This is a genomic window from Heliorestis convoluta (assembly GCF_009649955.1).
In the GTDB taxonomy this organism is placed as follows: Bacteria; Bacillota; Desulfitobacteriia; order Heliobacteriales; family Heliobacteriaceae; genus Heliorestis; species Heliorestis convoluta.
This window is the reverse complement of record NZ_CP045875.1, coordinates 1,069,310-1,092,786: the sequence shown is the minus strand read 5'-3', so window position 1 is coordinate 1,092,786 and position 23,477 is coordinate 1,069,310. Positions and strand designations below refer to the sequence as shown.

Genomic DNA, 23,477 nt, shown 5'->3' with positions numbered 1-23,477 from the left:
GAAATTGCCTGAGAGGCTGGGGAAGTAGCAATGAAAAAAGCAGACATTGTAATCAAAGGTAGCAAAGAAGGCTTAACCTTTTTCCTTGACTCTGGCTGTGAATTTTCATCGTTGGTTGCAGCGATCGAAGAAAAGTTAGGCTCTGCTGACAATTTTCTGATCGGTGCCAATGTTTCCATTGATGTAGGAACCAGAGAGTTGACAGAAGACCAATATAAGGTAATCCAAAGGCTTTTTCCCTCTTATGGATTGATTGTGCGAGGGATCAATGCCTGGTCTGATACAAGAGGGGTTGACGAGGAGGAGGCCACGTTGAAAGGAAATCGAGAGCGTATCTATCAGATCGCCAACCATCTTTACGAGACCAATGAAAGCACCAACGTCAAGAAAAAAGAAGAACCTGATCAGAAAGTTGTGGCCGCAACAGATCCAGAAATCGTAATAACAGAAGAAAAAGACTACTATCCCGAGTCTGTCGATAGACAGCTAGATAAGAACTCAGAATATTATATAGATAAGCAAGGTGGCGATGAACAGACACTGTTTATTCAACGAACTTTGCGATCAGGTCAGCGAGTTCGCTATCCAGGACATGTTGTTATTATGGGAGAAGTAAACCCTGGCGCTGAAGTGATTGCTGGTGGCAATATTATTGTACTTGGTAGTTTTCGTGGTGTAGCTCATGCAGGTGCCTTTGGTTCTACCGAGGCCATAATCATGGCTTTTCGCCTACAACCGACGCAGCTTCGTATTGCCAATCATATATCCAGGCCTCCTGATGAAGCAGATGAAGGGCCTGATCATCCCGAAATCGCTCGAATACGAGACGATATGGTAACAATCGAAAGATACCAATATGGTTCCAAAGCATTTGGAAAAGACTAAGGAGGAAGTCGTATGGGTGAAGTAATTGTTATCACCTCTGGCAAAGGCGGTGTAGGCAAGACGACGACAACAGCCAATCTTGGAACAGGTCTTGCAACATTAGGATATAAAGTCGTACTTGTTGATACTGATATTGGTTTGCGCAATCTTGATGTAGTTATGGGCTTAGAAAACCGAATTGTTTATGACATTGTTGATGTAACAAGTGGTCAAGTGTCCACGGCAAAAGCATTGATTCGCGATAAGCGCTTTCCCGATGGTCGGTTAAATTTGTTACCGGCAGCACAGACAAAAGATAAGTCCGCCGTTAACCAGAATCAAATGCTTAAGCTCTGTGATGAATTGAAAGCAGAGTTTGACTTTGTTTTGATTGACTGTCCTGCTGGAATTGAGCAAGGATTTAAAAACGCTGTTGCCGGTGCTGAAAAAGCGATCGTTGTAACGACGCCAGAAGTTTCAGCCATTCGTGATGCTGATCGTGTCATTGGTTTACTAGAAGCATCAGGTTTACGAAGTCCTCGCTTGATCATCAATCGTCTGCGTCCTGGAATGGTTCGTCAAGGCGATATGATGTCCATCGAAGACATGGTCGATATTCTAGCCATAGATGTTCTTGGTGTTGTTCCTGAAGATGACTCTATTTTAATTTCCACGAACAAAGGGGAACCAGCCGTCTTAGACGATCAGTCCAGAGCTGGACAAGCCTATAGAAATATTACACGGCGAATCACCGGTGTTGATGTGCCCTTAATGAATTTAGAAGCCACAGATAATTTTATGGATAAAGTACGTAAGATTTTTGGTCTCCGTCGCTGATTGATCTAGAAAGGAGGCAAATAGAAAATGGCGGTTATCGATTTCTTACAGCGCATTTTTAGTCGTGACAACATGTCGGGAAGCAAAAACGTAGCGAAAGAGCGCCTTCGTCTTGTTTTGGTCCATGATCGGAGTAGTGTCTCTCCTGAAATTCTGGAATCATTGAAAGAAGATCTAATCAAGGTAATTTCTACTTATATGGTAATTGATGAAAAGGCTCTGGAGGTATCTTTAAGCAATGAAGATAGTTCTGTCGCACTGGTGGCCAATATTCCAATTTTAGATATAAAGCGACGAATGTAATGAAATAATAAGAAGAAAGATTTGCCTTTCTTACGGTTGTAAGGAAGGTCTTTTTTTTGCAACTGTTCTAGCCTATAATTATAATGTTGTAGACATGGTATTCTTCATAAACTGATTTGAAGGAGGAATTGTTTTATTGGACCGAAAGCTTATTAAAAATGTTGACTGGATGCTTGTCGCTCTGGTCGTCCTCCTGATGATTTTTAGCTTAATCATTCTTAGCAGCGCATCTTATAACCTTGGTGCCGATCGTTGGGAATTTGTACGTAAGCAGGCTCTTTGGATGGGCATAGGTCTGGTTGCTGCATTGGCTATTGTCTTCATTTCTTATCAAAATGCAGCGCGCTATGCTTGGCATCTTTATGGGCTTACCCTGCTTCTTCTTTTTTCTGTCATTTTGTTTGGAACGGATATTAACGGTTCTCAGCGTTGGATTAAGTTAGGGAGTTTTCAATTTCAACCTTCAGAGCTGGCTAAATTGCTGTTGATTGTTGCTTTTGCTGATTTTCTTTCGAAGCGACAAGGTAAGCTGGAACGATTTGTTGATCTAGTTCCATGTTTTATGTTTATGGCGGTACCGATGTCTTTGATTCTTATTCAGCCTGATCTTGGGACTTCTCTTGTGCTCATTGCTGTTATGTTTGGTATGCTACTTGTTGCAGGTGCAAACAAGAAGATTCTTTTGTCTCTTGTATTGGGAGGCGCTGCTGTTGTTAGCACTGCTTTGATTGGCTATTTTTACTGGGGTCTCTCGTTGCCTTTGCAGGATTATCAAATTATGAGGCTTGTAATATTTTTTAATCCCGATATGGATCCTGCTGGTTTTGGCTATCAGATTCGGCAGTCTTTAATTGCCATTGGTTCTGGGGGATTGCTTGGCAAAGGTCTTTACAATGGTAGCCAGGTACAATTGAATTTTTTACCAGAGCATCACACTGATTTTATTTTTGCAGTCGTTGGTGAAGAATTGGGCTTTATTGGAGCAGCTGTACTTTTATTATTATTTATGCTACTTATCTTTCGTGCGATTCGAATTGCTTTAGATGCTAGAGATGTCTTTGGATCGCTCATTGTTATGGGAATTACTTCTATGCTTCTTTTTCAAGTGCTTGTTAATGTAGGAATGACAATTAGTGTAATGCCGATTACAGGCTTACCGCTTCCTTTTGTGAGTTATGGGGGGACGTCAATGCTCACAAATATGATGGCACTGGGCCTACTGTTGAACGTCCATATTCGTAGACAGACCATCATGTTTTAGGGGTGAGTGATACATCGTGTCTGTAGAGAAACTCAAAGTAAATGATCTGATTCAGATATTAATACCACCTGGTAGTATTTTTTCAGGGCACCATAAAAGTCGTGTTGAAGATATTGGGGAAGATAAGATTCTCTTGGCACTGCCTTTTAAAGAAGGGCAGCCCATACCTATGCATGTAGGGGATCCTGTGATTTTCTATAAAATTACCAGTCATGGTATTTATGTCTATCAAAGTATCATCCAAGAACGTCAATCCCAGCCGCTTCCTATCATTACAGTAGAGCGACCGAAAAAAATTGATAAAGTGCAGCGGCGGAACTTTTATCGCTTTCCAGTCTTTATGAAGACTGTTTATGCTAAGCAGGAAGATGAAAAGGATCCCTGTGATTGGACATGGAAAGCTTGTACGATCAAAAACATTTCGGCCGGTGGCTTGCTTGTCCTGGTCAACGATGAGTTTCAAAAAAATGACAAGCTACTCATAGAGGTTCCTTTGTTACAAGAAAGGCTGCGCTTGCAAGCTTTTGTAAAGCGTGTTTTCTTGGAAAGAGTAGAGCGACAGGCTTATTACTTACTGGGATTAGAATTTATTGAACCTTCTAGAATGGAACAAGAAAAAATCATTCAATTTATATTTGCTCGACAAAGAGAGATGCGGAGTCAGGGACTGCAATAAGGTATGATAAGGGGTTTAATGATTGATGACTGTAGATGGTCAGCTTCCTTTGATTTTAACGATTCGCACAGCAAAGACGGGATGGTTTTGTCGGTGGTGGAATCGGCAAACCAATCTTCAGGTTCTGGCCTGGGAGCTACAAGCAGAGCAGAATGGTCCTATTGTTGCTGTAAAGGTGAACAATAAAATAGAGAATCTACAGTACCTTCCTCAACAAGATTGTACTGTAGAAATGGTTGATATGACCAGTGAGACGGGAATTCGTGTCTATGCTCGAAGTTTAGCCTTTGTCTTAATGCGTACAGCCCATGAGTTATTTCCCAATGATACTTTTGAGATTCAATTTTCCTTGAATAAAGGTTTTTATGGAGAAAGGTTGAGCGGGGAGCCTATTACAGCAGAGATGGTCGATCGTATGCGAGAGCGAATGTGGGATATTGTTCGGGCTTGCGAACCGATTGAGTGTCAGGTCTTGCCTCTTGAAGAAGCGAAATTGAGGTTGGAAGAGCATCAAAGAGAAGATCAGGTTGCAATCTTACGGTATCGTCAACGAGAGCCTGTCTATCTCTATCGTTGCGGTGATTATGTTGAGTTTAGCGATGAAGTCCTGGTGCCTCATACGGGCCTTATTACAACCTATCAGCTAGAGCATCATGATGCCGGCTTTTTATTGCGTTTTCCCGATCAACATGATCCCTATCGTGTCCCGAAAAATTTAGAGCAAAAAAAGCTCGGTTATATCTTTCGTGAATCCGATCGTTGGACAAAGATTGTAGGCGTTTCTAATGTGCTGGAATTAAATAGTCATGTTGAAGCTGGCAAAACAGGTGAACTCATTCGTTTGGCTGAAGCCCTTCATGAGAAACGAATTGCTCAGATTGCAGATATCATTGCAGAGGAACCAGAGCGAAGCCGGGTTATTTTAATTGCCGGTCCTTCTTCTTCAGGAAAAACTAGTTTCGCACAACGATTAAAAATACAACTGCGTGTGAATGGTTTTAAGCCTGTAACAATTTCGATGGATGACTATTTTCACCCTCGGCGTCTTTCGCCGAAAGACGAAGCAGGCAATTATGATTTTGAATCACTCTACGCTGTTGATCTTGCTTTATTCAATGAACAACTGAGTCAGTTGATTGAAGGCCAAGAAGTAGAAGTACCCCATTATAATTTTCATAGTGGAGAAAGAGAGTATGTAGGGCGCAAGTTGCGTATAGGCCTCGAGCAGCCCATTATTGTAGAAGGCATTCATGGCTTGAATGAAGAGTTGACCAGTCATATTGACCGTAATTGTAAGTTTAAGATTTATGTTAGTGCTCTTGTTGAACTGAACTTAGATCTGATGAACTATATTAAAACGACAGATGTTCGTTTGTTACGGCGGATGATTCGCGATCAACAGTATCGATCTCGTCGTGCTGAAGAGACTTTGGCAATGTGGCCTTCTGTTCGTCGTGGAGAGGAGCGTTGGATTTTTCCTTATCAAGAAGAAGCTGATGTGATGTTCAATTCGGCTCTTCTCTATGAGCCTGCTGTTTTGGGGGCCTATGCCACGCCTCTTTTAGAAGAGATTGACTCCTCCAATGAGGTTTACGGCGATGCACAGCGGTTGTTGACCTTGCTTGATTATTTTCGGCCTATGGATGATTGGGAAGTGCCACCGACCTCGATTTTGCGAGAGTTCATCGGTGGGAGCGCCTTTTATCGATCCTAAGGTAAGATATATGTTACGTCGTTCTACTATCAATTTGTTGGCTCTTATGCAGAGGGGAATCCTCTTGCATAAGAGCCTTTTTTTCGTTTCATACTTGTCCCTTTTTTTCATATCATGTAGCAAAGGCCTTTGCGGCGTTGTGATTTCTCTGTGGAAGGAGGGCTTGGAGTGAAGAAGTCGGAGTTGGAGAAGTGGGTTTATAATCGTCGTCGTACGACGAAAAAGAAGAACAGGAAGGATTTACAAGGAGGCGAAGAGAGGCGGGGAGGTGATGATGTGCCAGCGCAGCTGCAGGAGTCCTGGTTTCCGTCAAAGTCAGCGTCGAAATCAGGGACAAGCTCCTCTGCTTCTTCTGGTAATTCTACTGACTCTAAGGATGCTTTGGGTTCAAGTACTTCTCATAAGTCTAGTCCCTCTGGTGGCCTTGGTAAGAAGTCGAAGTGGAGTTCTTATGAGGGGCGCTTTGATCGGATTATGAGTTCTAATTCTGATCTATCAGCGTCTTCGAATTCCTTCCCCAATCGCTCTAAGTCTCCCTGGCGCTTGGTAGGACAATCTGTGATTGCTCTTTTACTATTTTTCTCTTTATGGGGTCTTTTTCAATTAGAGCATCCCTGGGCGAAAGTGGCGCAAGTTCAGGTAGAACGGATTGTGTCAGAAGATATGGAGTTTGAGCCTTTGCGGCAGGCTGTACTGCGGCTTGGTCTATGGACCGATGGGACGACGGCAATGCCCGTTTTTTCGCCCAATGGTGCCGTTGCTCGATATGGTTTGCCCGTAGAGGAGCCTGTGAAGGGCATTGTGGTGGAAGCTTTTGGCCAGCGAGGTGTTGACTTTTATCCGGGAGTACGGATTGTAGGCACAGCAGGGGCGCCTGTTAGGGCTGCTGTTTCTGGTACTCTCATCACCTCCTGGTCCGAAGATGGAGGCATTTATGTACAGATCGCAGCCAATGATGGCTCTACAAGGATAATGGGTCCTTTGCAAGAGCTTTACGTGGAAGCCGGGGAGAAGGTAGAAGCGCAAACTGTCATCGGTCCTTTGGGACGCAGTGCTTCTGCTGGACAGGCCCAGCTCTACCTGGAGGTACGTCACGAGGGTCGAAGTGTTGATCCCTTAGCTCCTGGAGTACAGAAGGGAGGAGCTCCTGATGAGAATAGCCCGACTGGCGGGGGTGGAAATTCGAATCAATGAGTGGCTTATTCTTCTAGCGGCACTTTATGCCTGGGCTGGTGTTGCTGTCTATGTGGCTCTTGCTTTTCTTTCTGTGGCCTGGCATGAGCTGGGGCATACGATAGCAGCGCGAAGACTTGGTTTTGCTGTGAAAGAAATTGAGTTTTTTCCCTTTGGAGGCGTGGCTCGTCTTTCTGCAGATGTAAATCATCGTCCTCGCGATGAAATATCTGTGGCTTTGGCAGGGCCTGCTTTTTCCTTTTTACTACTTTTAATCATTGAAGGAGCCAATCTTCTCGGTTTTTCCTGGGGCGGTTATTATGAGTATTTGCGAATTGTGAACTTTACGATCGGTGTATTTAATCTATTGCCAATCTTGCCTCTTGATGGGGGACGTGTGTTGCGAGCTTTTATGACTTTAAAGATAGGTACGATGCGAGCTTCAACAATCGTTGCGTCCTGGGGAGAGGCCTTGGCCATTGTTTTTGCTTTTATCGCCATTGCAGGCTTGTTTTGGGAGAAGACGGGCCTTGACTTGCCCCTTATTGCTGGCTTTTTGTTTCTAGGCGCCCATAAAGAAAGGAGAAATGGTGCGATGGTCTTCTGGAATCTATTACAATCAAAAGAAAAACAATTACAGAAGAGGCATACTTGGAATGGTGAGGTTGTGGTGGCTCGTCATAACGTTCCTGTCTCATCATTAATGCCACAAATATCTCCTAATAAATGTTTGATAGTAACTGTAGTCGATGAACGAGGTCAAATTGTCGGTCAATTGAGCGAAACTTCGTTATTAGAGCACATGATGGCCGGGGAAAAAGATTGTTCTGTCGGTGAGTTAATAAAAGAGCGATAGAAGGGTTGTCAATCCTGGCTGATGGAGATAATCTATGGTAGATAGAAACTTATTCGTAGCAATTGTCACATAAAAAGGACAGAATGAAGGTGGAAAAATTTGAAGCAAGCGATGATTGGCCAGGTCTTGGAAGACGAGTTGTTGAATAAAGTAACAAAGCCGACTCGTTATACAGGTGGAGAGTACAACCAGGTCAAAAAAGATTGGGCCAACGTCGATACGACGATGGTCTTTGCTTTCCCCGATGTCTACGAAGTGGGCATGTCTCATTTGGGGTTGCGGATCTTATACCACTTGATCAATGATCAAGAATCCATGCTCATGGAACGTGTATTTGCACCCTGGACCGATATGGAAGAGGAGATGAGGAAGAGAGATCTTCCGCTTTTTTCACTGGAAAGCCGACGTCCTTTGAAAGAGTTTGATGTGGTCGGCTTTACTTTGCAGTATGAGATGTCCTACACCAATATTTTGAATATGCTTGATCTAGCCCAAATTCCCCTTTTGTCTCAAGATAGAGCCGATGACGATCCTTTGGTGATTGCCGGTGGACCTTGTGCTGTTAACCCGGAACCGTTGGCTGACTTTCTTGATCTGGTCATCCTAGGGGAAGGAGAGGAAATTTTACCAATTCTTTTGAAAAAAATTGGAAATTTCAAAAAGGAGATGGCCGGAAGTAAAGAAGCAGCACCAGGCCGTCGCCAGACCTTATTAAGGCAGTTGTCACAGCTACCTGGTGTTTATGTTCCATCGATGTATCAAGCCCACTATGATGATGGCGGTCATTATAAGGGATTGGAGAAACTTGATGGGAGCGCACCCGATAGAATTTGCAAACAAGTGATACAAGATTTTGATCAGGCTTACTTCCCAACGCAATCGATGGTTCCTTTTATGGGTGTAGTCCATGATCGTGTCATGCTAGAAGTTTTGCGAGGTTGCTCAAGAGCTTGCCGCTTTTGTCAAGCAGGAACAATTTACCGACCTGTTCGAGAGCGGTCTGCTGAAACATTGCAACGGCAAGCCGATGAATTAATTCGTCAGACTGGTTATGATGAGATTGCTTTAACTTCCTTAAGTACGGCTGATCATACTTGTATAGAACCTTTAGTAAAAGCCTTGTTGCAAGCTCACGAAGAAAAGCGAGTTGGGCTATCTTTACCATCTTTGCGCGTAGACGCTTTTTCTGTCAATCTAGCCAGAGAAGTTCAAAAAGTGCGTAAGACAGGATTAACCTTTGCACCAGAAGCAGGAACGCAGCGTTTGCGTGATGTAATTAACAAAGGTGTAACAGAAGAAGATCTTATGGAGACGATCGAAAAAGCCTTTCAAGGTGGATGGCATACGATTAAGCTTTATTTTATGATGGGATTGCCTACAGAAGAGGAAGAAGATCTTGAAGGGATTGCCCGTCTGGCCGAAAAAGTGGCTTATATGGGCTCTGATATTTTTCGATCCAAAGGAATCCGAAAAAATATAAAAGTGACAATCAGTCTTTCTTCTTTTGTTCCAAAACCACAAACACCTTTTCAATGGGAAGCGCAAAACTCTATTGCCCAGCTAGAAGAGAAACAGCAGTTTCTTAAAAAGCGCATTCGAGATCGACGGATTACGTATAACTGGCATGATGCGAAAGTGAGCTTTATAGAAGCAGTCATGGCCAAAGGCGATCGTCGTTTGGCAAAAGTTTTATTGAAAGCCTGGGAAAAAGGTGCTCGATTCGATGGTTGGACAGAGCATTTCCGTTATGATCGATGGGTAGAAGCTTTTCAAGAAACAGAAATCGATCCGGCTTACTATGCCTATCGAAACATTGAGTATAATGAACCGCTGCCTTGGGATCATCTAGATTATGGCGTTGATCGTTCTTACTTAGTGCGAGAGCACAAAAAAGCCATGGAAGCAGCGCTCACACAAGATTGTCGCCATCATAGTTGTAGCGCCTGTGGGGTTTGTCCTTCACTTGGGATATCTGTAGATTTGCGGGGTGGTGATCATGGCCAGAATTCGGATCGCCTTTAGTAAAGAAGATCCAGTTCGCTGGCTTTCTCATCTGGACACGCAAAAAGCTTTTGAACGAGCTTTGCGCAGAGCCCAGATTTCTCTTGTTTTTTCGGAAGGCTATAATCCTCATCCGAAAATATCTTTTGCTTCAGCCTTAGCTGTTGGGGTTATTTCTCTCGGTGAGTATGTAGATGTGGAAATTGACCCGCTCATTGAGAATGCGGAGTTGGTGATGAGACTACAAAAAGCGATGCCGGAAGGGTTTCGCATTATCGATGCCGAGATTGTTCCACCAGGTCAACCAGCATTGATGGCTCTCGTCAATCGAGCGCAATACAGGGTCAAGGTACCATTGCTTTCTTCCATTGAAGAAAAAGAAGTTCAAGATTCGATTCAGACTAGTTTAGACTTAGATAGCTGGCTTGTAGAGCGGGAGAGCAAAAAAGGCTTGGTACAGAAAGAGATTCGCTCTGGTGTCTATGAAGTCAAAGGGACAGTGGTAGAGAATCACCTTTTGCTTGAAATGTTGGTTCAAACAGGAAGCGAAGGAAATGTGAGGCCAGAAGAAGTTCTTTCTATGGTGGTGCAGCAGAAAGATTTACCCGTTCAGTTGGAACGACTGCGTATCATTCGTCTTGGTCTTTTTGTAGTGAAGGATGGTAAACAGTTTACGCCTCTAGAGGTTCTTAAAGATTTGCGATGAAAAGTATGGTTGTTCAAGCCAAAGACAACGAAGTTATGGCGGCGATTCTTGAAAAAAATCGCCTTGTAGAACTATACTGGCATGATCCAAGACGTCAACGTTTGGAAGGGAATATCTACAAAGGCCGCATTGTTCAAATCTTGCCTGGCATGGCTGCTGCTTTTGTAGATATTGGAATTCGTAAAAATGCTTACCTTCCTCTCATGGATCTGATTGATACAGAAGTTACTGAAGGTGACGAGATAATCGTTCAAGTAACAAAAGAAGAAATCGGTCGGAAAGGTCCTCGTATTCGTGGAAAAATATCATTGCCTGGTCGATATTTGGTCTTAACACCTTTCGAAGATCAAATCGGTTTATCCAAGCGAATCGAAGATCCAGCAGAACGTAGGCGACTTTTGGCTATTGCGCAGGCTTTGACTTCAAGCGAAAAAGGCGCAGGCGTTATCGTTAGAACCGTTGCAGCCGGAATGAATGAGAAAGTTTTGGAAAAGGACTTTCAAAACCTTCGATTCCTCTGGAAGCAGATTACTGAAAAATCGCTTTCGGAGAAAGCACCGGTTCTGCTTTTTCAAGAATGTGCGTTGCTTGAAACTACTTTGCGAGATCTTTTTGATACTAAAGTGGAAAAGATTCACCTTAACCAACGCACTTTGTATGAACAAATGATTTTTTGGGCCCAGCAGTACGAAGTGCCGTTGCAAAACAAATTGATTTTGGAAGAAGTGCCTGATCTATTCCAGCGATACAATCTTTATAGTCAGATTCAAAAAGCACTTTCACCACGAGTCTATTTACCCAGTGGTGGCTATTTGGTTATAGAAGGCACAGAAGCGTTGACAGTCGTTGATGTGAATACAGGCCGTTATGTGGGCGATCATAATTTAGCTGAAACGGTGCGAAGGACAAACTTAGAAGCGGCAGAAGAGGTAGCACGTCAGTTGCGCCTTCGCAACATCGGTGGCATGATCATCATTGACTTTATTGATATGATCGATGAGGAGCATCGTCAAGAAGTAGTAGTACAGCTAAAAGAAGGGTTGTCTTATGATAAAGTGAAGACAGAAGTTTTTGGCTTTACTGCTTTAGGTCTTCTAGAAATGACCCGAAAAAAAACACGAGAAACTTTATCATCTCTCCTCGAATCACCTTGCCAAGTTTGTGAAGGCCGAGGGCGCTTGTTAAGCAAAGTTTGCTTAATAGGTCACTGAAAGTAAAAGTAGGCTGCAAGATACGTAATAAAGTGCTTTGATACCAAAAGTATCTATTTCTCTTATTGACAAAGGAAAAAGAAAAGAGTATTATGTTGATTTGTAGGTATCTATCCCCTGTCTCAACCACACAAGTCGGGCTTCGGAAGTGAGCTTTTTGCTCCGCCTAGTACTTGGTGAGTCTAGTTAGGAGGTGTTTTAAATGTACGCGATTATCGAAACGGGTGGAAAACAATACAAAGTTCGTCAAGGCGACACTTTGAAAGTAGAGAAACTAGAAGCCAATCCTGGTGACATAGTGACTGTTGACCGTGTTTTTGCTGTTGGTACGGAAGGTGATATGAAGATCGGAACACCTGTTGTTTCTGGTGCTTCTGTTCAGCTGAAAGTACAAGAGCATGGCAAAGGAAAGAAGATTGTTATCTTCAAGTACAAGCCGAAAAAGAACTATCGAAGAAAGCAAGGTCATCGCCAAGCTTTCACGCAAGTTCGTGTAGAAGCGATTGAAGCGTAAGCTGATCGAGATTCTACATGGTTAAGACGATTGTATTTATCGATGATAGAGGCCTGATTGTAGGCTTTGAGACAAAGGGTCATGCAGGAGCAGCACCAGCGGGGCAAGATGTTGTCTGTGCCGGTGTGTCAGCGCTTACTTTTACGGCCGTTAATGGCTTAGAGCACTTTTTAGGTGCTGATGCGACGGAAGTGAGAGCACCGAAACCAGGTGAGTTGCGTTGTATCTTAAAGCTGCCTTTGAATCAGGCTGACAGCAAGGTAGCTCAGATCATTTTGGAAACAATGCTTCTTGGATTGGAACAAATTCAAGAAGCGTATCCTGCTTATGTTCAAGTTCAAAAAAGGAGGTGTGTCCCATGTTGATGATGAACCTGCAATACTTTGCACAGAAAAAAGGTGTTGGTAGTTCTCGAAATGGCCGTGATTCTCAAGCAAAACGCCTTGGTGTGAAGCGTTCTGACGGTCAGGTTGTTCTCGCCGGTAATATTCTTGTTCGCCAGAGAGGAACGAAGATTCACCCTGGTAACAACGTAGGTATCGGTAAAGACGACACCCTCTTCGCCATGGTGAATGGTGTAGTAAAGTTCGAGCGTAAAGGCCGGGACAAAAAACAAGTCAGCGTTTATGCGGTGTAATGACGAAGCCTCCGGAGTAAAGTCCGGAGGCTTTTGTAATATCTACTATCTACAGTGCCTGCAGTCTAATGGCATTGTAAGGGGGAACTTATGGGTAATATTAATGATTGTATAGAACCTTGCGAATCATCACAGTCAGAGTTATGGTTAGAAGTCTGGCGAGAAATGCGTCATGACTTCATCAATCACCTACAGATCATTCTAGGATATGTACAACTTGGAAGGGCGGAAAAAGCGAATCACTATCTAAAAGATCTAGCGGCGAAGATTCGCGATGATGGTCAACTGACAGCCCTGGGCGTGATGCCTTTGATAGTGATGCTCATCCATAAAATGTACAGTTTAAGAAAAGAAGAGATATTACTTCAGGTAACAGTTCAAGATAACTGGAGACCTGAAGAATGGCAAAGCGATGAAGAAGTTACGGTTCTTTTAAGGGAGACCGAAAATTTTATTCAATCCCTTTTATTGCATCGAAAAACTTGCCATGACGGCGCAGATTCGCTTTGTCTCTTCTTTCATGGTGGTCAGGAACCATACGTAGAAGCCTACTGGTTAGGATGCTTCGAAGAAAGTCAGCGTAGACTTCTTGGGAAAGACAAAGAAGACCCCAGAGCAATAAGGGGAGGACCCTAAAGGAGGCTCTTTCATCATGTTTTATGATCAGGCTAAGATTTTTGTAAAAGGTGGCGATGGTGGCAACGGTATTGTTGCTTTCCGTCGTGAAAAATACGTTCCCGAAGGTGGGCCAGCTGGTGGTGATGGTGGTCGCGGTGGCAGCGTAATTATTATTGGCAATGAAGGATTACGCACCCTTGTCGATCTTCGATACCAGCGCCATTATAAAGGAACTCGTGGTGAACATGGCATGGCTAAAACGATGCACGGCCGCGGTGGTGAAGATCGTTTTCTCAAGGTGCCCATTGGTACAGTTATAAAAGATGCTGATACAGGCGAGATTTTAGCTGATATTGTGAAAGAAGGACAAGAAGCTGTTGTAGCAAAAGGTGGCCGCGGTGGTCGTGGCAATGCTCGCTTTGTTAGTTCATTAAACAGAGCACCTCAGTTGGCGGAACAAGGAGAGCCAGGGGAAGAGCGGTGGCTTGAATTAGAGCTCAAAGTATTGGCTGATGTAGGTCTCGTTGGCTATCCCAATGTAGGAAAGTCTACGCTGATAGCCGCTGTTTCTGCCGCTCGCCCTAAGATTGCCAACTATCCTTTTACAACCTTAGAACCCAACCTGGGTGTGGTCAGAGTGGAAGAAGGCAAAAGTTTTGTTATGGCTGACATTCCAGGACTCATTGAAGGTGCTCATGAAGGCGTTGGCTTGGGCCACGATTTTTTGCGACATACCGATCGGAGTCGTGTTTTAATTCATGTGCTCGATATGGCAGGCACAGAAGGTCGCGATCCTTTAGATGATTTTGACGTGATTCAACGAGAACTGGCTATGTATAAGCCGCAATTAGTAGAAAAACCGATGGTCATTGCCGCAAATAAAATGGATTTGACAGAAGGAGAAGAGAACCTTGAGCGCCTCAAAGCAAAAATAGGAGAACAATACACCATTTTTCCTATTTCAGCAGCTACATCAGAAGGGCTAAAACCGTTAATCTGGCATGTTAATACCATTCTAGAAGAGCTTGGTCCTGTTCAAGCGGTCGAAGAAGAGAAAGTGACCCATATGGATGTTCGCTTGAAACCTGAAAAAGAAGAACGCTTTAGAATTGAGCGCGATGATGAGGCTGTCTTTGTGGTTACTGGCAAAGAAGTAGAAAGACATGTAGCCATGACCAACTTTGATCAAGAGGAATCGGTAGTACGACTGTCCCGTATTTTTGGAAAAATGGGCGTAGATCAAGCGCTGCGTGATGCCGGAGCGAAGCATGGTGATCCCGTAAAGATAGGCGGTCTGGAGTTTGACTTTATTGAATATGGCGGCGATGAAGAAGCGGAAAAAGGAGGCGATGAGTCCTAATGTTAACGGGTAAACAAAAAAGATACCTTCGTTCTTTAGGCCAGACCATGGAACCCATTATTCATATTGGAAAAAATGGCATTGGTGGAATGTTGGTCAAGCAAGTAGAAGATGCCTTAGAAGCGCGAGAATTAATCAAAGGAAGAGTCTTGCAGAACTGTCTTCAGGAACCCAAAGAAGTGGCTTATGAGATTGGAGAAGCAGTCGATGCTGAAGTGGTACAAGTCATTGGGCGTAACTTTTTGCTGTATCGACTTTCTCAAGATAATCCGCAACTAGAACTTCCCAATTAATGCAAGATAAGCAGGAAAGTACAAAGGAAGATAGAATCTATGTTGCAGGGACCTAAAGGGGGGCAAAGTTGCATGTTCCATCGCCAGGACTTGCCGGGGGCCCGCCGAATTGTGGTTAAAGTGGGAACGAGTACGCTCACTTATGGCACAGGCAAACTGAACTTGGAGCAGATGGAGAAACTGGTCCGTCAAGTTGCAGATCTGGCCAATCGAGGCTATCAGATGATTCTGGTAAGCTCGGGCGCTGTTGGTGCAGGCATGGGTCGTCTTGGGTTACGAGAAAAACCAAAAACAATTCCCGAAAAGCAGGCTTGTGCTGCTGTTGGGCAAGGTATTCTGCTTCATATGTATGAGAAGTTCTTCGCAGAATATGGACATGTTGTCGCTCAAGTATTGCTAACCCGTGACGATCTGGCGTCTCGAAAACGGTACATCAATGGTGGTAACACGTTGGAAGCCTTGCTACGGATGGGTGCCATTCCGATCATCAATGAAAACGATACCGTCGCTGTTGACGAGATTCGCTTTGGTGATAACGATACGCTTTCAGCGCTTGTTGCATCTCTTGTCAGTAGTGACGTGCTTGTACTGTTAACAGACATTGATGGTCTTTACACAGCCAATCCACGTACCGATACTCAGGCTACGCTTATTTCTACGGTAGAGGCGATTACACCAGAGATCGAGGCGATGGCCGCAGGCGCTGGAAGTGACCTAGGTACAGGTGGGATGGCCACCAAGATTCAGGCGGCTAGAATTTGTACGGAGTCGGGTATTGCTATGATCATTGCCAGTGGAGCAAAGCCTGATGTGTTACGGGAAATCATGGTAGGGCAAGAAATTGGCACTCTTTTTCTACCACAAGCGAAACCATTGCCGGGCTATAAACGATGGTTGGCTTTTGGTTCTACCTGCCATGGTAGAATTCATATCGACGAAGGCGCTGTACAAGCTCTCGTGTCAGGTGGGAAAAGCTTGTTGCCTTGTGGTATTGTTGCCACCGATGGACTCTATCATAGCGGTGACCTCGTTAGCATCATTGCGCCGGAAGGGTATGAAGTGGGTCGCGGTGTGAGCAATTACGCCATTGAGCAAGTGCGAAGAATTATGGGACGACAGTGCATGGAGATTGAGTCTCTTTTAGGCAGTAAAGATTATGATGAAGTGGTTCATCGTGACAATCTGACTCTGACCATTCCGCGTCAGATTGGTTGCTCTTCTTAAAAAGGTAGAATTATTCTAAAATACATTGGGGAACAGGGGGAAGGACCAAGATGCCCTATCCAGAGTTAATCTTAAAAGGGAAAAAGGCCAAAGACGCAGCTTATCAGCTTGGTCATTTGTCTTCACAAGTTAAGGATAAAGCCCTAGAAGCAATGGCAGAAGCACTAATTGCTAAAGAGGATGAAATCTTAGCGGCCAACGCTTTAGATGTGGAAAGTGGCAGGAAAAAAGGTTTATCCAAAGCACTTCTAGATCGTTTGCTATTGACGCCTAAGCGGATTGAAGACATGGCAGAAGGACTCTATGCCCTTGTTGGCCTGGCAGACCCCATTGGTGAAGTGGTCCACCAGTGGAAACGTCCCAACGGTTTAGAGATAGGACAAGTGAGAGTTCCTCTAGGCGTTGTAGGAATTATTTACGAAGCCAGACCCAATGTTACGGTTGATGCAGCAGGACTTTGTATTAAGACAGGCAACGCTGTCTTACTTCGCGGTGGCTCAGAGGCGATTCGCTCTAATATGACAATTACGCGCATCATAGCGGAGGCAGCGGAGCAAGCAGGCATTCCTGCCAATTCTATTCAGCTCATTGAGACGACAGACCGTGAAGCAGCGCAAGAAATGATGAAAATGAATGAATACCTCGATGTTCTCATTCCACGGGGTGGTGCTGGCTTAATTCAGACCGTTGTAAAAAATGCCACCGTCCCTGTTATTGAAACGGGCGTAGGCAATTGTCACGTCTATGTAGACAGTGATGCCGATCTAGAGATGGCAGAAAAAATTGTCATTAACGCCAAAACCCATCGACCTGGTGTCTGTAATGCTATGGAAACATTGTTGGTACACAAAGATGTAGCCAAAAAGTTTTTACCACAAGTAAGCAATCGCTTAATGAATCTTGAAGTGGAATTGCGAGGATGTCCTCGTAGTGTAGCCATTGTTCCAGGGATCAAAGAAGCGACTGATGAAGATTACGAAACAGAATTTCTTGACTTAATCTTAGCGATTCGTATTGTCAATACTTTTGATGAAGCCCTTGATCATATTCGACGATATGGTAGTGGACATACAGAAGCGATTGTAACCAATAATTACAGTTTGGCTCGTCAATTTACTCGTAGAGTCGATGCAGCCGCCGTCTATGTCAACGCTTCTACTCGCTTTACTGATGGTTTCCAATATGGTCTCGGTGCAGAGATCGGCATTTCCACACAAAAGTTACACGCCCGCGGACCCATGGGTCTCAAAGAGCTAACGACCATCAAGTACGTCTGCTATGGCGATGGTCAGACAAGAGAGTAATAAAGAAGAGGACTCTTTGTTTATCTCCGCTCCCTATGGTGTTATCATACCGAAAATTGATGAAAAAGATAAAAACAACTATGATTGGGAAGAAAGCTCTTTTGGGTTAAAAGTACCGAAACGGAAATTAAATAAAGCAGATGCTTCAAGCAAGACCAAGATTGGTATTATGGGTGGCACTTTTGATCCCATTCATTATGGCCATCTGGTAACAGCTGAAGCGGCAGCAGAACGTTTTAATCTATCACCTGTTGTATTCGTACCCTCAGGACGACCCCCTCACAAACAAAAGCAGAAAGTAACAGATTCTAGAGAGCGTTTGCGCTTGACAGAATTAGCGACACTTTCGAATTGCCGTTTTCGTATCTCAGATATAGAAGTAAAGCGGACAGGCTATTCTTATACCATTGATACAGTGCAGTGGTTTTATCATCATTATGGGCCCAATCTTGAACTATATTTTATAACAGGTGCTGATGCCATCGTGGAAATCATGTCTTGGCATCAGGTTGAGCGCTTGATTCAGTATTGTCAATTTATTGCTGTCTATAGACCAGGATATGAACGAGACCATCTCCATAAGACCATTGCACAATGGTCAGTAGAGTTTTCGCAGCGGATTCACCTCATTGAAGTACCAGCACTGGCCATCTCTTCTACGGATATTCGAGAACGTCTTCAAAAGGGACGTTCGATCAAATATTTGGTACCAGAACCAGTAGAACATTATATTCGAGCGCAACAGTTGTATCGTTAAGCGCATAAGGCTCATTCTTATGGCTTATACTAAATCGCGACACGGTATAGACGGAATATCAGCAATAAAAGTTGTGCCGTGATGTGAAACAGGTTTAGGTGAGGTGAAATCATTTGGTACGGACTCTCTATGTAGGCAATCTTCCATGGGCCACAAAACCAGAAAATCTTCAGGATCTCTTTGCTCCCTACGGTGAAGTCGTTAGCAGCCGAATCATTACCGATCGGGAGACAGGCCGTTCTAGAGGTTTTGGTTTTGTAGAAGTCAGTGATGAAGATGCCGAGCGCATGATTGAGGCTATGAATGGCTTCGAATATGAGGGCAGACAATTGACTGTCAATGAAGCAAAACCAAGACAAATGGAACAGTAAAAAACTCTGCTCACCTCCTAGACCCTGTTTTTACGGGTGTAGGAGGTTTTATTTTCACTGTAAGGGGGTTTAGGATGGACTGGACAAGACTATCCGATCAAATTCAGAAAGACATAGAGAAAAATATGAGCTCCAAACGGTTTCAACATACGCTGGCTGTTATGGAATGTGCGAAAGCGATTGCTTCTCATTGGGGAATAGCTCCAATGAAAGCTGCGGTAGCAGCATTGCTTCACGATGTAGCCCGTGAATGGCCTTTGGAAAAACAATGTCTCTACTATGAGAAAGCCAATATAGACGGTTTCTCATTCTGTGCCCAAGAAGTGCCTGCTTTATTGCATGGACCTGCTGGGAGCCAGTGGGCCAGCGACAACTACGACATTGTTGACAAAGACGTGTTAGACGCAATTTCTTTCCACACCCTGGGGCATCCTAAAATGGGCGATCTAGCGAAAATCATTTATCTTTCTGACAAAATTGAAGTGAATCGAACTTATAATGGAGTAGAGGAAATTCGTAAATGGGTGGAGAAGTCTATAGATAAGGCCCTGCTCCTCTCCTTAGATCAGACCATCGTTTACGTTGTACAAAAAGGGCACTGTTTACATCCTCTAACAGTAGAGACAAGAAATCTTTTTCTGCATAAGCTACAGTAAGCAATCCAAGGAAAAATAGGGAGGTAATGTTAACTTTGATGGATAGCAAAGATTTGGCCATCCGACTTGCCGAAGCGGCATCAGAAAAAAAAGCAAGTGATATTCTTTTGCTAGATGTACGTGAAAAATCAAGATTTACCGATTATTTTGTGATCTGTACAGGAAATTCAACACCACAAGTACAGGCCATATGTCAAAACATTGAAGATAGCATGAAAGAGTTGGGTCAGCAACCCTTACGGATTGAAGGGTATCGTGAAGGACGATGGGTATTGGTCGATCTCGGTGATGTGGTGGTTCATATCTTCCGTCCTGAATCAAGAGACTATTATTCTTTAGAAAGACTCTGGGGCGATGCGCCTCGGGCTATTGAGCCGAACTTTGCTGAATTTGCTACGGTTTAATGCTTTATGATCGAAAAGTAAATAAAGGCATAGGCTTTTATAGACGTCGGAGTGAATAGAATCGATGTATGAATCTTTTGCGGCTTTTTACGATCGCTTAATGGTGGATGTAGATTACGATGGACGGATGGATTTTACCGAAAAAGCTTTCACCTTATCTCCCCAAAAACCTCGTCGTGTTCTTGACCTAGCTTGTGGTACTGGCGCCATGACCAAAAGGCTCTTAGAACGAGGCTATGATGTAATAGGCGTTGATCTATCGCCTGATATGTTGACGATTGCAGCAGACCGAAACCAATCCTTTCTAGAAGATTCTCGCTTGGTGCTTCTATCGCAGGATATGAGGCGCCTAGAGATGCCTTTTCAAGTCGATGCAATCCTGTCTTTTCTAGATAGTCTCAATTACTTAGAATCTTATGAAGAACTATCACAAGTACTTGGACGAGTGGCGCAAGTCTTAGTAAAAGATGGTCTTTTTATCGCCGATCTGCATACGGAATATAAATTGTCTACCCTGGTTGGCAATGATGTTTTTTACGAAGTCGACGATGATCTGGCTTATATTTGGTTAAATCACTACGATGAAACCAAAAGAGCCGTAGAAATGGACCTCACTTTTTTTGTAGCTCGAGAAGGTGGGCTTTATGAACGATTTGAGGAGTTTCATCGCCAGCAAGCCTTTTCTCTAGAAGAGATCGAAAAAGCTGTGTCTGAGTCTGGATTGACTTTGCAAGGTCTTTACGGAGACCTACAGATGAATCCACTGGAAAAAGAAAGTGAAAGAATTTTTCTGATAGCACAGAAAAAATAGGACTGCCTTTGCTTTTTTGTGTCAAAAAATATATAATAACGAAGTGTAATTATATATTTTTAGGAAAGACGTTGAGCGGGAGTAGTAGATCTGTACTTTTCTTTCAGAGACCTGTCGTTTGCTGCGAGACAGGAGAAAGTCGATTGAACTCGCCCGGGAGTTGCCAGACTGAGCGTGCGAATGCATTTTAAGTTTGTGCCGGTAGGACCGTTATCTCCTTGCAAGAGGTCACGATGTAGTAACAAAGTGACAAATTGGGTGGTACCGCGGAATAACCTTTTCGTCCCATGGGGCGAGAAGGTTTTTATTTTTTGTAGGAGGAAAGATTCTAGCAATGCAAGAACGATATGATTTTCAAGATCTAGAAAGAAAATGGCAGCAAGCCTGGGAACGAGATAACATATATGGTGTTACCGTCGATCCGAACAAAGAGAAGTACTATTGTCTTGAAATGTTTCCCTATCCCTCTGGGCAACTGCATATGGGTCACGTGCGTAATTATTCCATCGGTGATGTAGTCGCTCGCTTTAAAACGATGCAAGGCTTGCAAGTACTTCATCCTATGGGCTGGGATGCTTTTGGTTTACCAGCTGAGAATGCGGCCATTAAGCACGGCGTACCGCCAGCACAATGGACAACAGAGAACATTGCTAACATGCGCAGCCAACTGCAAGCAATGGGCCTTTCCTATGACTGGGACAGAGAGGTTGCTTCTTGTTATCCTGATTATTACAAATGGACGCAATGGCTCTTTTTGCAGCTTTATAAAGCCAACTTAGCCTACAAGAAAAAAGCCAATGTAAACTGGTGCTCTTCTTGTGCCACTGTATTGGCCAATGAACAAGTCGTTGACGGTGCTTGTGAGCGTTGTGATACTGTTGTTGAGAAAAAAGCACTGGAGCAATGGTTTTTCCGTATTACAGACTATGCCCAACGTCTCTTAGATGACTTGGATAAGCTGCCAGGCTGGCCTGACAAGGTTAAGACCATGCAAGAGAACTGGATAGGTCGCTCTGAAGGCGCTGAAATGGATTTTGCTTTGCCAGAGAAAAAGGGCGACTTTGAGAAGATTCGCGTCTATACAACGCGTCAAGATACGATTTATGGTGTCACCTACCTCGTATTGGCACCAGAGCATCCTCTAGTAGAAGAATTGCTACAAAACAACAATCGAGAAGAAGAGATTCGAGCGTTTATTCGCAAGGTTCTCAATCTTAGTGATATCGATCGTACTTCGACAGATATTGAGAAAGAAGGTATCTTTACAGGGCATTATTGCTTGAATCCCCTGACGGGTGAAAAAGTAGCCATTTGGATTGGAAACTATGTCCTCGTCGACTATGGTACCGGAGCTGTCATGGGTGTACCGGCTCACGACCAACGGGATTTTGAATTTGCTACTAAATACAATTTACCGATCCAAGTCGTTATTCAGCCAGAAGGAATCCCTGATCTGGTGGCCGAAGACATGGATCACGCTTATGATGAAGATGGTATCCTTGTCAACTCAGGCCCTTTTAACGGGATGAAAAATAGAGAAGCACTGGCAGCTATTGCTACAGAGCTAGAGAAAGACGGAAAAGGGACTCGCAAAGTCAACTTCCGTTTGCGCGATTGGCTGATCTCTCGTCAGCGTTACTGGGGTGCGCCCATCCCAATTGTTCATTGTGCTACTTGTGGGGAAGTACCGGTGCCTGATGAGCAATTGCCTGTTATGCTACCGAAGGATGTAGAATTTAAGCCATCTGGTGAGTCCCCTCTTCGTTCACGGGAAGACTTTATGAATTGTCAGTGCCCGAGCTGTGGTGAACCAGCACAGCGGGAAACTGATACAATGGATACCTTTGTCTGCTCAAGCTGGTACTTCTTGCGCTACTGCTCTCCGAAAAATGATGACGAAGCTTTTGCTCGAGATGATGTAGACTATTGGATGAATGTAGATCAGTACATTGGCGGTGTAGAACATGCTATCTTGCACTTGCTCTATGCTCGTTTCTTCACCAAAGTGTTGTCCGATCTCAACTTAGTTGGTGTCGATGAGCCTTTTGAAAACTTGTTGACCCAGGGTATGGTACTGATGGATGGGGCCAAGATGTCCAAATCAAAAGGCAATGTCGTCAGCCCTGAAGAGATTATCCAGCGTTATGGTGCTGATACAGCGCGACTCTTTATTCTCTTTGCTGCGCCACCAGAGCGGGATCTAGAATGGAGCGATCGTGGCGTAGAAGGCGCTCATCGTTTCTTACAGCGCGTCTGGCGTCTCATTCAGGCTTATCAGGAACCCCTTCGTGACCTTTCCACTTTAATGCTCCCACATCTAGATGCTTCTACGTTGAATCGTGAAGATAAAGAATTGGCTCGTCAGATCCATTACGCTGTCAAAAAAGTAACGGAAGATGTAGGCAATCGCTTTAACTTTAACACGGCTGTTTCAGCCATTATGGAACTGGTCAATGCGATGTACTTGTACAAAGAAAAAGTGCCTCAAGAGAAACAGAACTTGCCATTGTTCAAAGATGGCCTCGCTCGACTCGTTCTTATTCTGGCACCGTTTGCCCCCCATGTCTGTGAGGAACTGTGGAAGAGCCTAGGTGGTAGTGGCTATGTTCACCAGCAACCCTGGCCTACCTATGACGAAAAGGCGCTGGTCAAAGATGAAGTAGAGATTGTGGTGCAGTTGAATGGCAAGGTGAAAGAGCGCTTGTCTCTCGCCAATGGACTTGATGTAGAGACTTTGAAATCTCAGGTTCTTGCCAATGAACGGGTTGTTGCGTTGCTTGGCGGTAAGAATGTAGTTAAGGTAATTGCTGTTCCCAATCGGCTCGTGAATATTGTTGTAAAGTAGTACAGGGGGGGAGGTTCTGCTCTGTTCTGCTTCTGAGAGAACGAACAAGTAAAACTCTCTGGCCTAGGCATCTCGCCGACC

General features: G+C 44.1%; 25 protein-coding genes and 2 other annotated features. All 25 genes read left to right on the top strand.

Going from position 1 to position 23,477, the window contains the following annotated elements:
* The first annotated feature begins 30 nt into the window (after positions 1–30).
* The 25 genes from minC (at position 31) to leuS (ending at position 23,396) form a co-directional block, all read left to right on the top strand.
* A complete protein-coding gene (gene minC, locus FTV88_RS05030; protein ID WP_153724675.1) occupies positions 31–885 on the top strand; it encodes a septum site-determining protein MinC in 855 nt (284 codons plus the stop codon).
* A 12-nt stretch (positions 886–897) separates the two neighbouring features.
* The gene (minD, locus tag FTV88_RS05025; RefSeq protein WP_153724674.1) at positions 898–1,701 is read left to right on the top strand and encodes a septum site-determining protein MinD; all 804 of its coding nucleotides are present in this window, start codon (positions 898–900) and stop codon (positions 1,699–1,701) included.
* Between the two features lie 27 nt (positions 1,702–1,728).
* Positions 1,729–2,004 (top strand): cell division topological specificity factor MinE, encoded by a 276-nt coding sequence (gene minE, locus FTV88_RS05020; RefSeq protein WP_153724673.1) that lies wholly within the window; start codon positions 1,729–1,731, stop codon positions 2,002–2,004.
* A 169-nt stretch (positions 2,005–2,173) separates the two neighbouring features.
* Positions 2,174–3,265 (top strand): rod shape-determining protein RodA, encoded by a 1,092-nt coding sequence (rodA, locus tag FTV88_RS05015; protein ID WP_153726517.1) that lies wholly within the window; start codon positions 2,174–2,176, stop codon positions 3,263–3,265.
* Positions 3,266–3,281: 16 nt separating this feature from the next.
* On the top strand, positions 3,282–3,941 hold the full coding sequence (locus FTV88_RS05010; RefSeq protein WP_153724672.1) for a flagellar brake protein: 660 nt from the start codon (positions 3,282–3,284) through the stop codon (positions 3,939–3,941).
* A gap of 25 nt (positions 3,942–3,966) precedes the next feature.
* Positions 3,967–5,655 (top strand): nucleoside kinase, encoded by a 1,689-nt coding sequence (locus FTV88_RS05005; RefSeq protein ID WP_153726516.1) that lies wholly within the window; start codon positions 3,967–3,969, stop codon positions 5,653–5,655.
* Positions 5,656–5,823: 168 nt separating this feature from the next.
* Entirely contained in the window at positions 5,824–6,849 is a 1,026-nt protein-coding gene (locus FTV88_RS05000) for a murein hydrolase activator EnvC family protein (RefSeq protein WP_153724671.1), read from the top strand.
* Entirely contained in the window at positions 6,806–7,684 is an 879-nt protein-coding gene (locus tag FTV88_RS04995; RefSeq protein ID WP_153724670.1) for a site-2 protease family protein, read from the top strand. The genes FTV88_RS05000 and FTV88_RS04995 overlap by 44 nt, the downstream gene beginning before the upstream one ends.
* Before the next feature lie 111 nt (positions 7,685–7,795).
* Positions 7,796–9,706, top strand: coding sequence for a TIGR03960 family B12-binding radical SAM protein (locus tag FTV88_RS04990; protein ID WP_153726515.1), 1,911 nt, complete (start codon positions 7,796–7,798; stop codon positions 9,704–9,706).
* On the top strand, positions 9,681–10,391 hold the full coding sequence (locus FTV88_RS04985; protein WP_153724669.1) for a TIGR03936 family radical SAM-associated protein: 711 nt from the start codon (positions 9,681–9,683) through the stop codon (positions 10,389–10,391). The genes FTV88_RS04990 and FTV88_RS04985 overlap by 26 nt, the downstream gene beginning before the upstream one ends.
* Positions 10,388–11,602, top strand: coding sequence for an Rne/Rng family ribonuclease (locus FTV88_RS04980; RefSeq protein WP_153724668.1), 1,215 nt, complete (start codon positions 10,388–10,390; stop codon positions 11,600–11,602). The genes FTV88_RS04985 and FTV88_RS04980 overlap by 4 nt, the downstream gene beginning before the upstream one ends.
* Positions 11,603–11,716: 114 nt before the next feature.
* Positions 11,717–11,796: a sequence feature (ribosomal protein L21 leader region), on the top strand.
* Between the two features lie 8 nt (positions 11,797–11,804).
* Positions 11,805–12,116, top strand: a complete 312-nt coding sequence (gene rplU, locus FTV88_RS04975) for a 50S ribosomal protein L21 (RefSeq protein WP_153724667.1) — start codon at positions 11,805–11,807, stop codon at positions 12,114–12,116.
* Positions 12,117–12,133: 17 nt separating this feature from the next.
* On the top strand, positions 12,134–12,481 hold the full coding sequence (locus FTV88_RS04970; protein WP_153724666.1) for a ribosomal-processing cysteine protease Prp: 348 nt from the start codon (positions 12,134–12,136) through the stop codon (positions 12,479–12,481).
* Entirely contained in the window at positions 12,475–12,753 is a 279-nt protein-coding gene (rpmA, locus tag FTV88_RS04965; protein WP_153724665.1) for a 50S ribosomal protein L27, read from the top strand. The genes FTV88_RS04970 and rpmA overlap by 7 nt, the downstream gene beginning before the upstream one ends.
* A gap of 90 nt (positions 12,754–12,843) precedes the next feature.
* Entirely contained in the window at positions 12,844–13,389 is a 546-nt protein-coding gene (locus FTV88_RS04960) for a Spo0B domain-containing protein (RefSeq protein ID WP_153724664.1), read from the top strand.
* Between the two features lie 16 nt (positions 13,390–13,405).
* Positions 13,406–14,731, top strand: a complete 1,326-nt coding sequence (gene obgE / locus FTV88_RS04955; protein ID WP_153724663.1) for a GTPase ObgE — start codon at positions 13,406–13,408, stop codon at positions 14,729–14,731.
* A complete protein-coding gene (gene yhbY / locus FTV88_RS04950; RefSeq protein ID WP_153724662.1) occupies positions 14,731–15,024 on the top strand; it encodes a ribosome assembly RNA-binding protein YhbY in 294 nt (97 codons plus the stop codon). The genes obgE and yhbY overlap by 1 nt, the downstream gene beginning before the upstream one ends.
* 72 nt (positions 15,025–15,096) lie before the next feature.
* Complete coding sequence (gene proB / locus FTV88_RS04945; RefSeq protein WP_153724661.1) at positions 15,097–16,248, top strand: glutamate 5-kinase; 1,152 nt, start codon at positions 15,097–15,099, stop codon at positions 16,246–16,248.
* Positions 16,249–16,298: 50 nt separating this feature from the next.
* Entirely contained in the window at positions 16,299–17,552 is a 1,254-nt protein-coding gene (locus tag FTV88_RS04940; protein ID WP_153724660.1) for a glutamate-5-semialdehyde dehydrogenase, read from the top strand.
* Complete coding sequence (gene nadD, locus FTV88_RS04935) at positions 17,527–18,309, top strand: nicotinate-nucleotide adenylyltransferase (RefSeq protein ID WP_368277514.1); 783 nt, start codon at positions 17,527–17,529, stop codon at positions 18,307–18,309. The genes FTV88_RS04940 and nadD overlap by 26 nt, the downstream gene beginning before the upstream one ends.
* 113 nt (positions 18,310–18,422) lie before the next feature.
* On the top strand, positions 18,423–18,680 hold the full coding sequence (gene rbp, locus FTV88_RS04930) for an RNA-binding regulator (protein WP_151620153.1): 258 nt from the start codon (positions 18,423–18,425) through the stop codon (positions 18,678–18,680).
* A gap of 74 nt (positions 18,681–18,754) precedes the next feature.
* Positions 18,755–19,336 carry a bis(5'-nucleosyl)-tetraphosphatase (symmetrical) YqeK gene (gene yqeK / locus FTV88_RS04925; protein ID WP_153724658.1) on the top strand — a complete coding sequence of 194 codons (582 nt, stop codon included), beginning with the start codon at positions 18,755–18,757 and terminating at the stop codon, positions 19,334–19,336.
* A gap of 38 nt (positions 19,337–19,374) precedes the next feature.
* Positions 19,375–19,740, top strand: coding sequence for a ribosome silencing factor (gene rsfS / locus FTV88_RS04920; protein ID WP_153726514.1), 366 nt, complete (start codon positions 19,375–19,377; stop codon positions 19,738–19,740).
* Between the two features lie 64 nt (positions 19,741–19,804).
* Positions 19,805–20,551, top strand: coding sequence for a class I SAM-dependent DNA methyltransferase (locus tag FTV88_RS04915; RefSeq protein WP_153724657.1), 747 nt, complete (start codon positions 19,805–19,807; stop codon positions 20,549–20,551).
* Positions 20,552–20,613: 62 nt separating this feature from the next.
* Positions 20,614–20,842 (top strand) — a binding site (T-box leader).
* Positions 20,843–20,885: 43 nt separating this feature from the next.
* Positions 20,886–23,396 carry a leucine--tRNA ligase gene (gene leuS, locus FTV88_RS04910; protein ID WP_153724656.1) on the top strand — a complete coding sequence of 837 codons (2,511 nt, stop codon included), beginning with the start codon at positions 20,886–20,888 and terminating at the stop codon, positions 23,394–23,396.
* Positions 23,397–23,477: the final 81 nt, after the last annotated feature.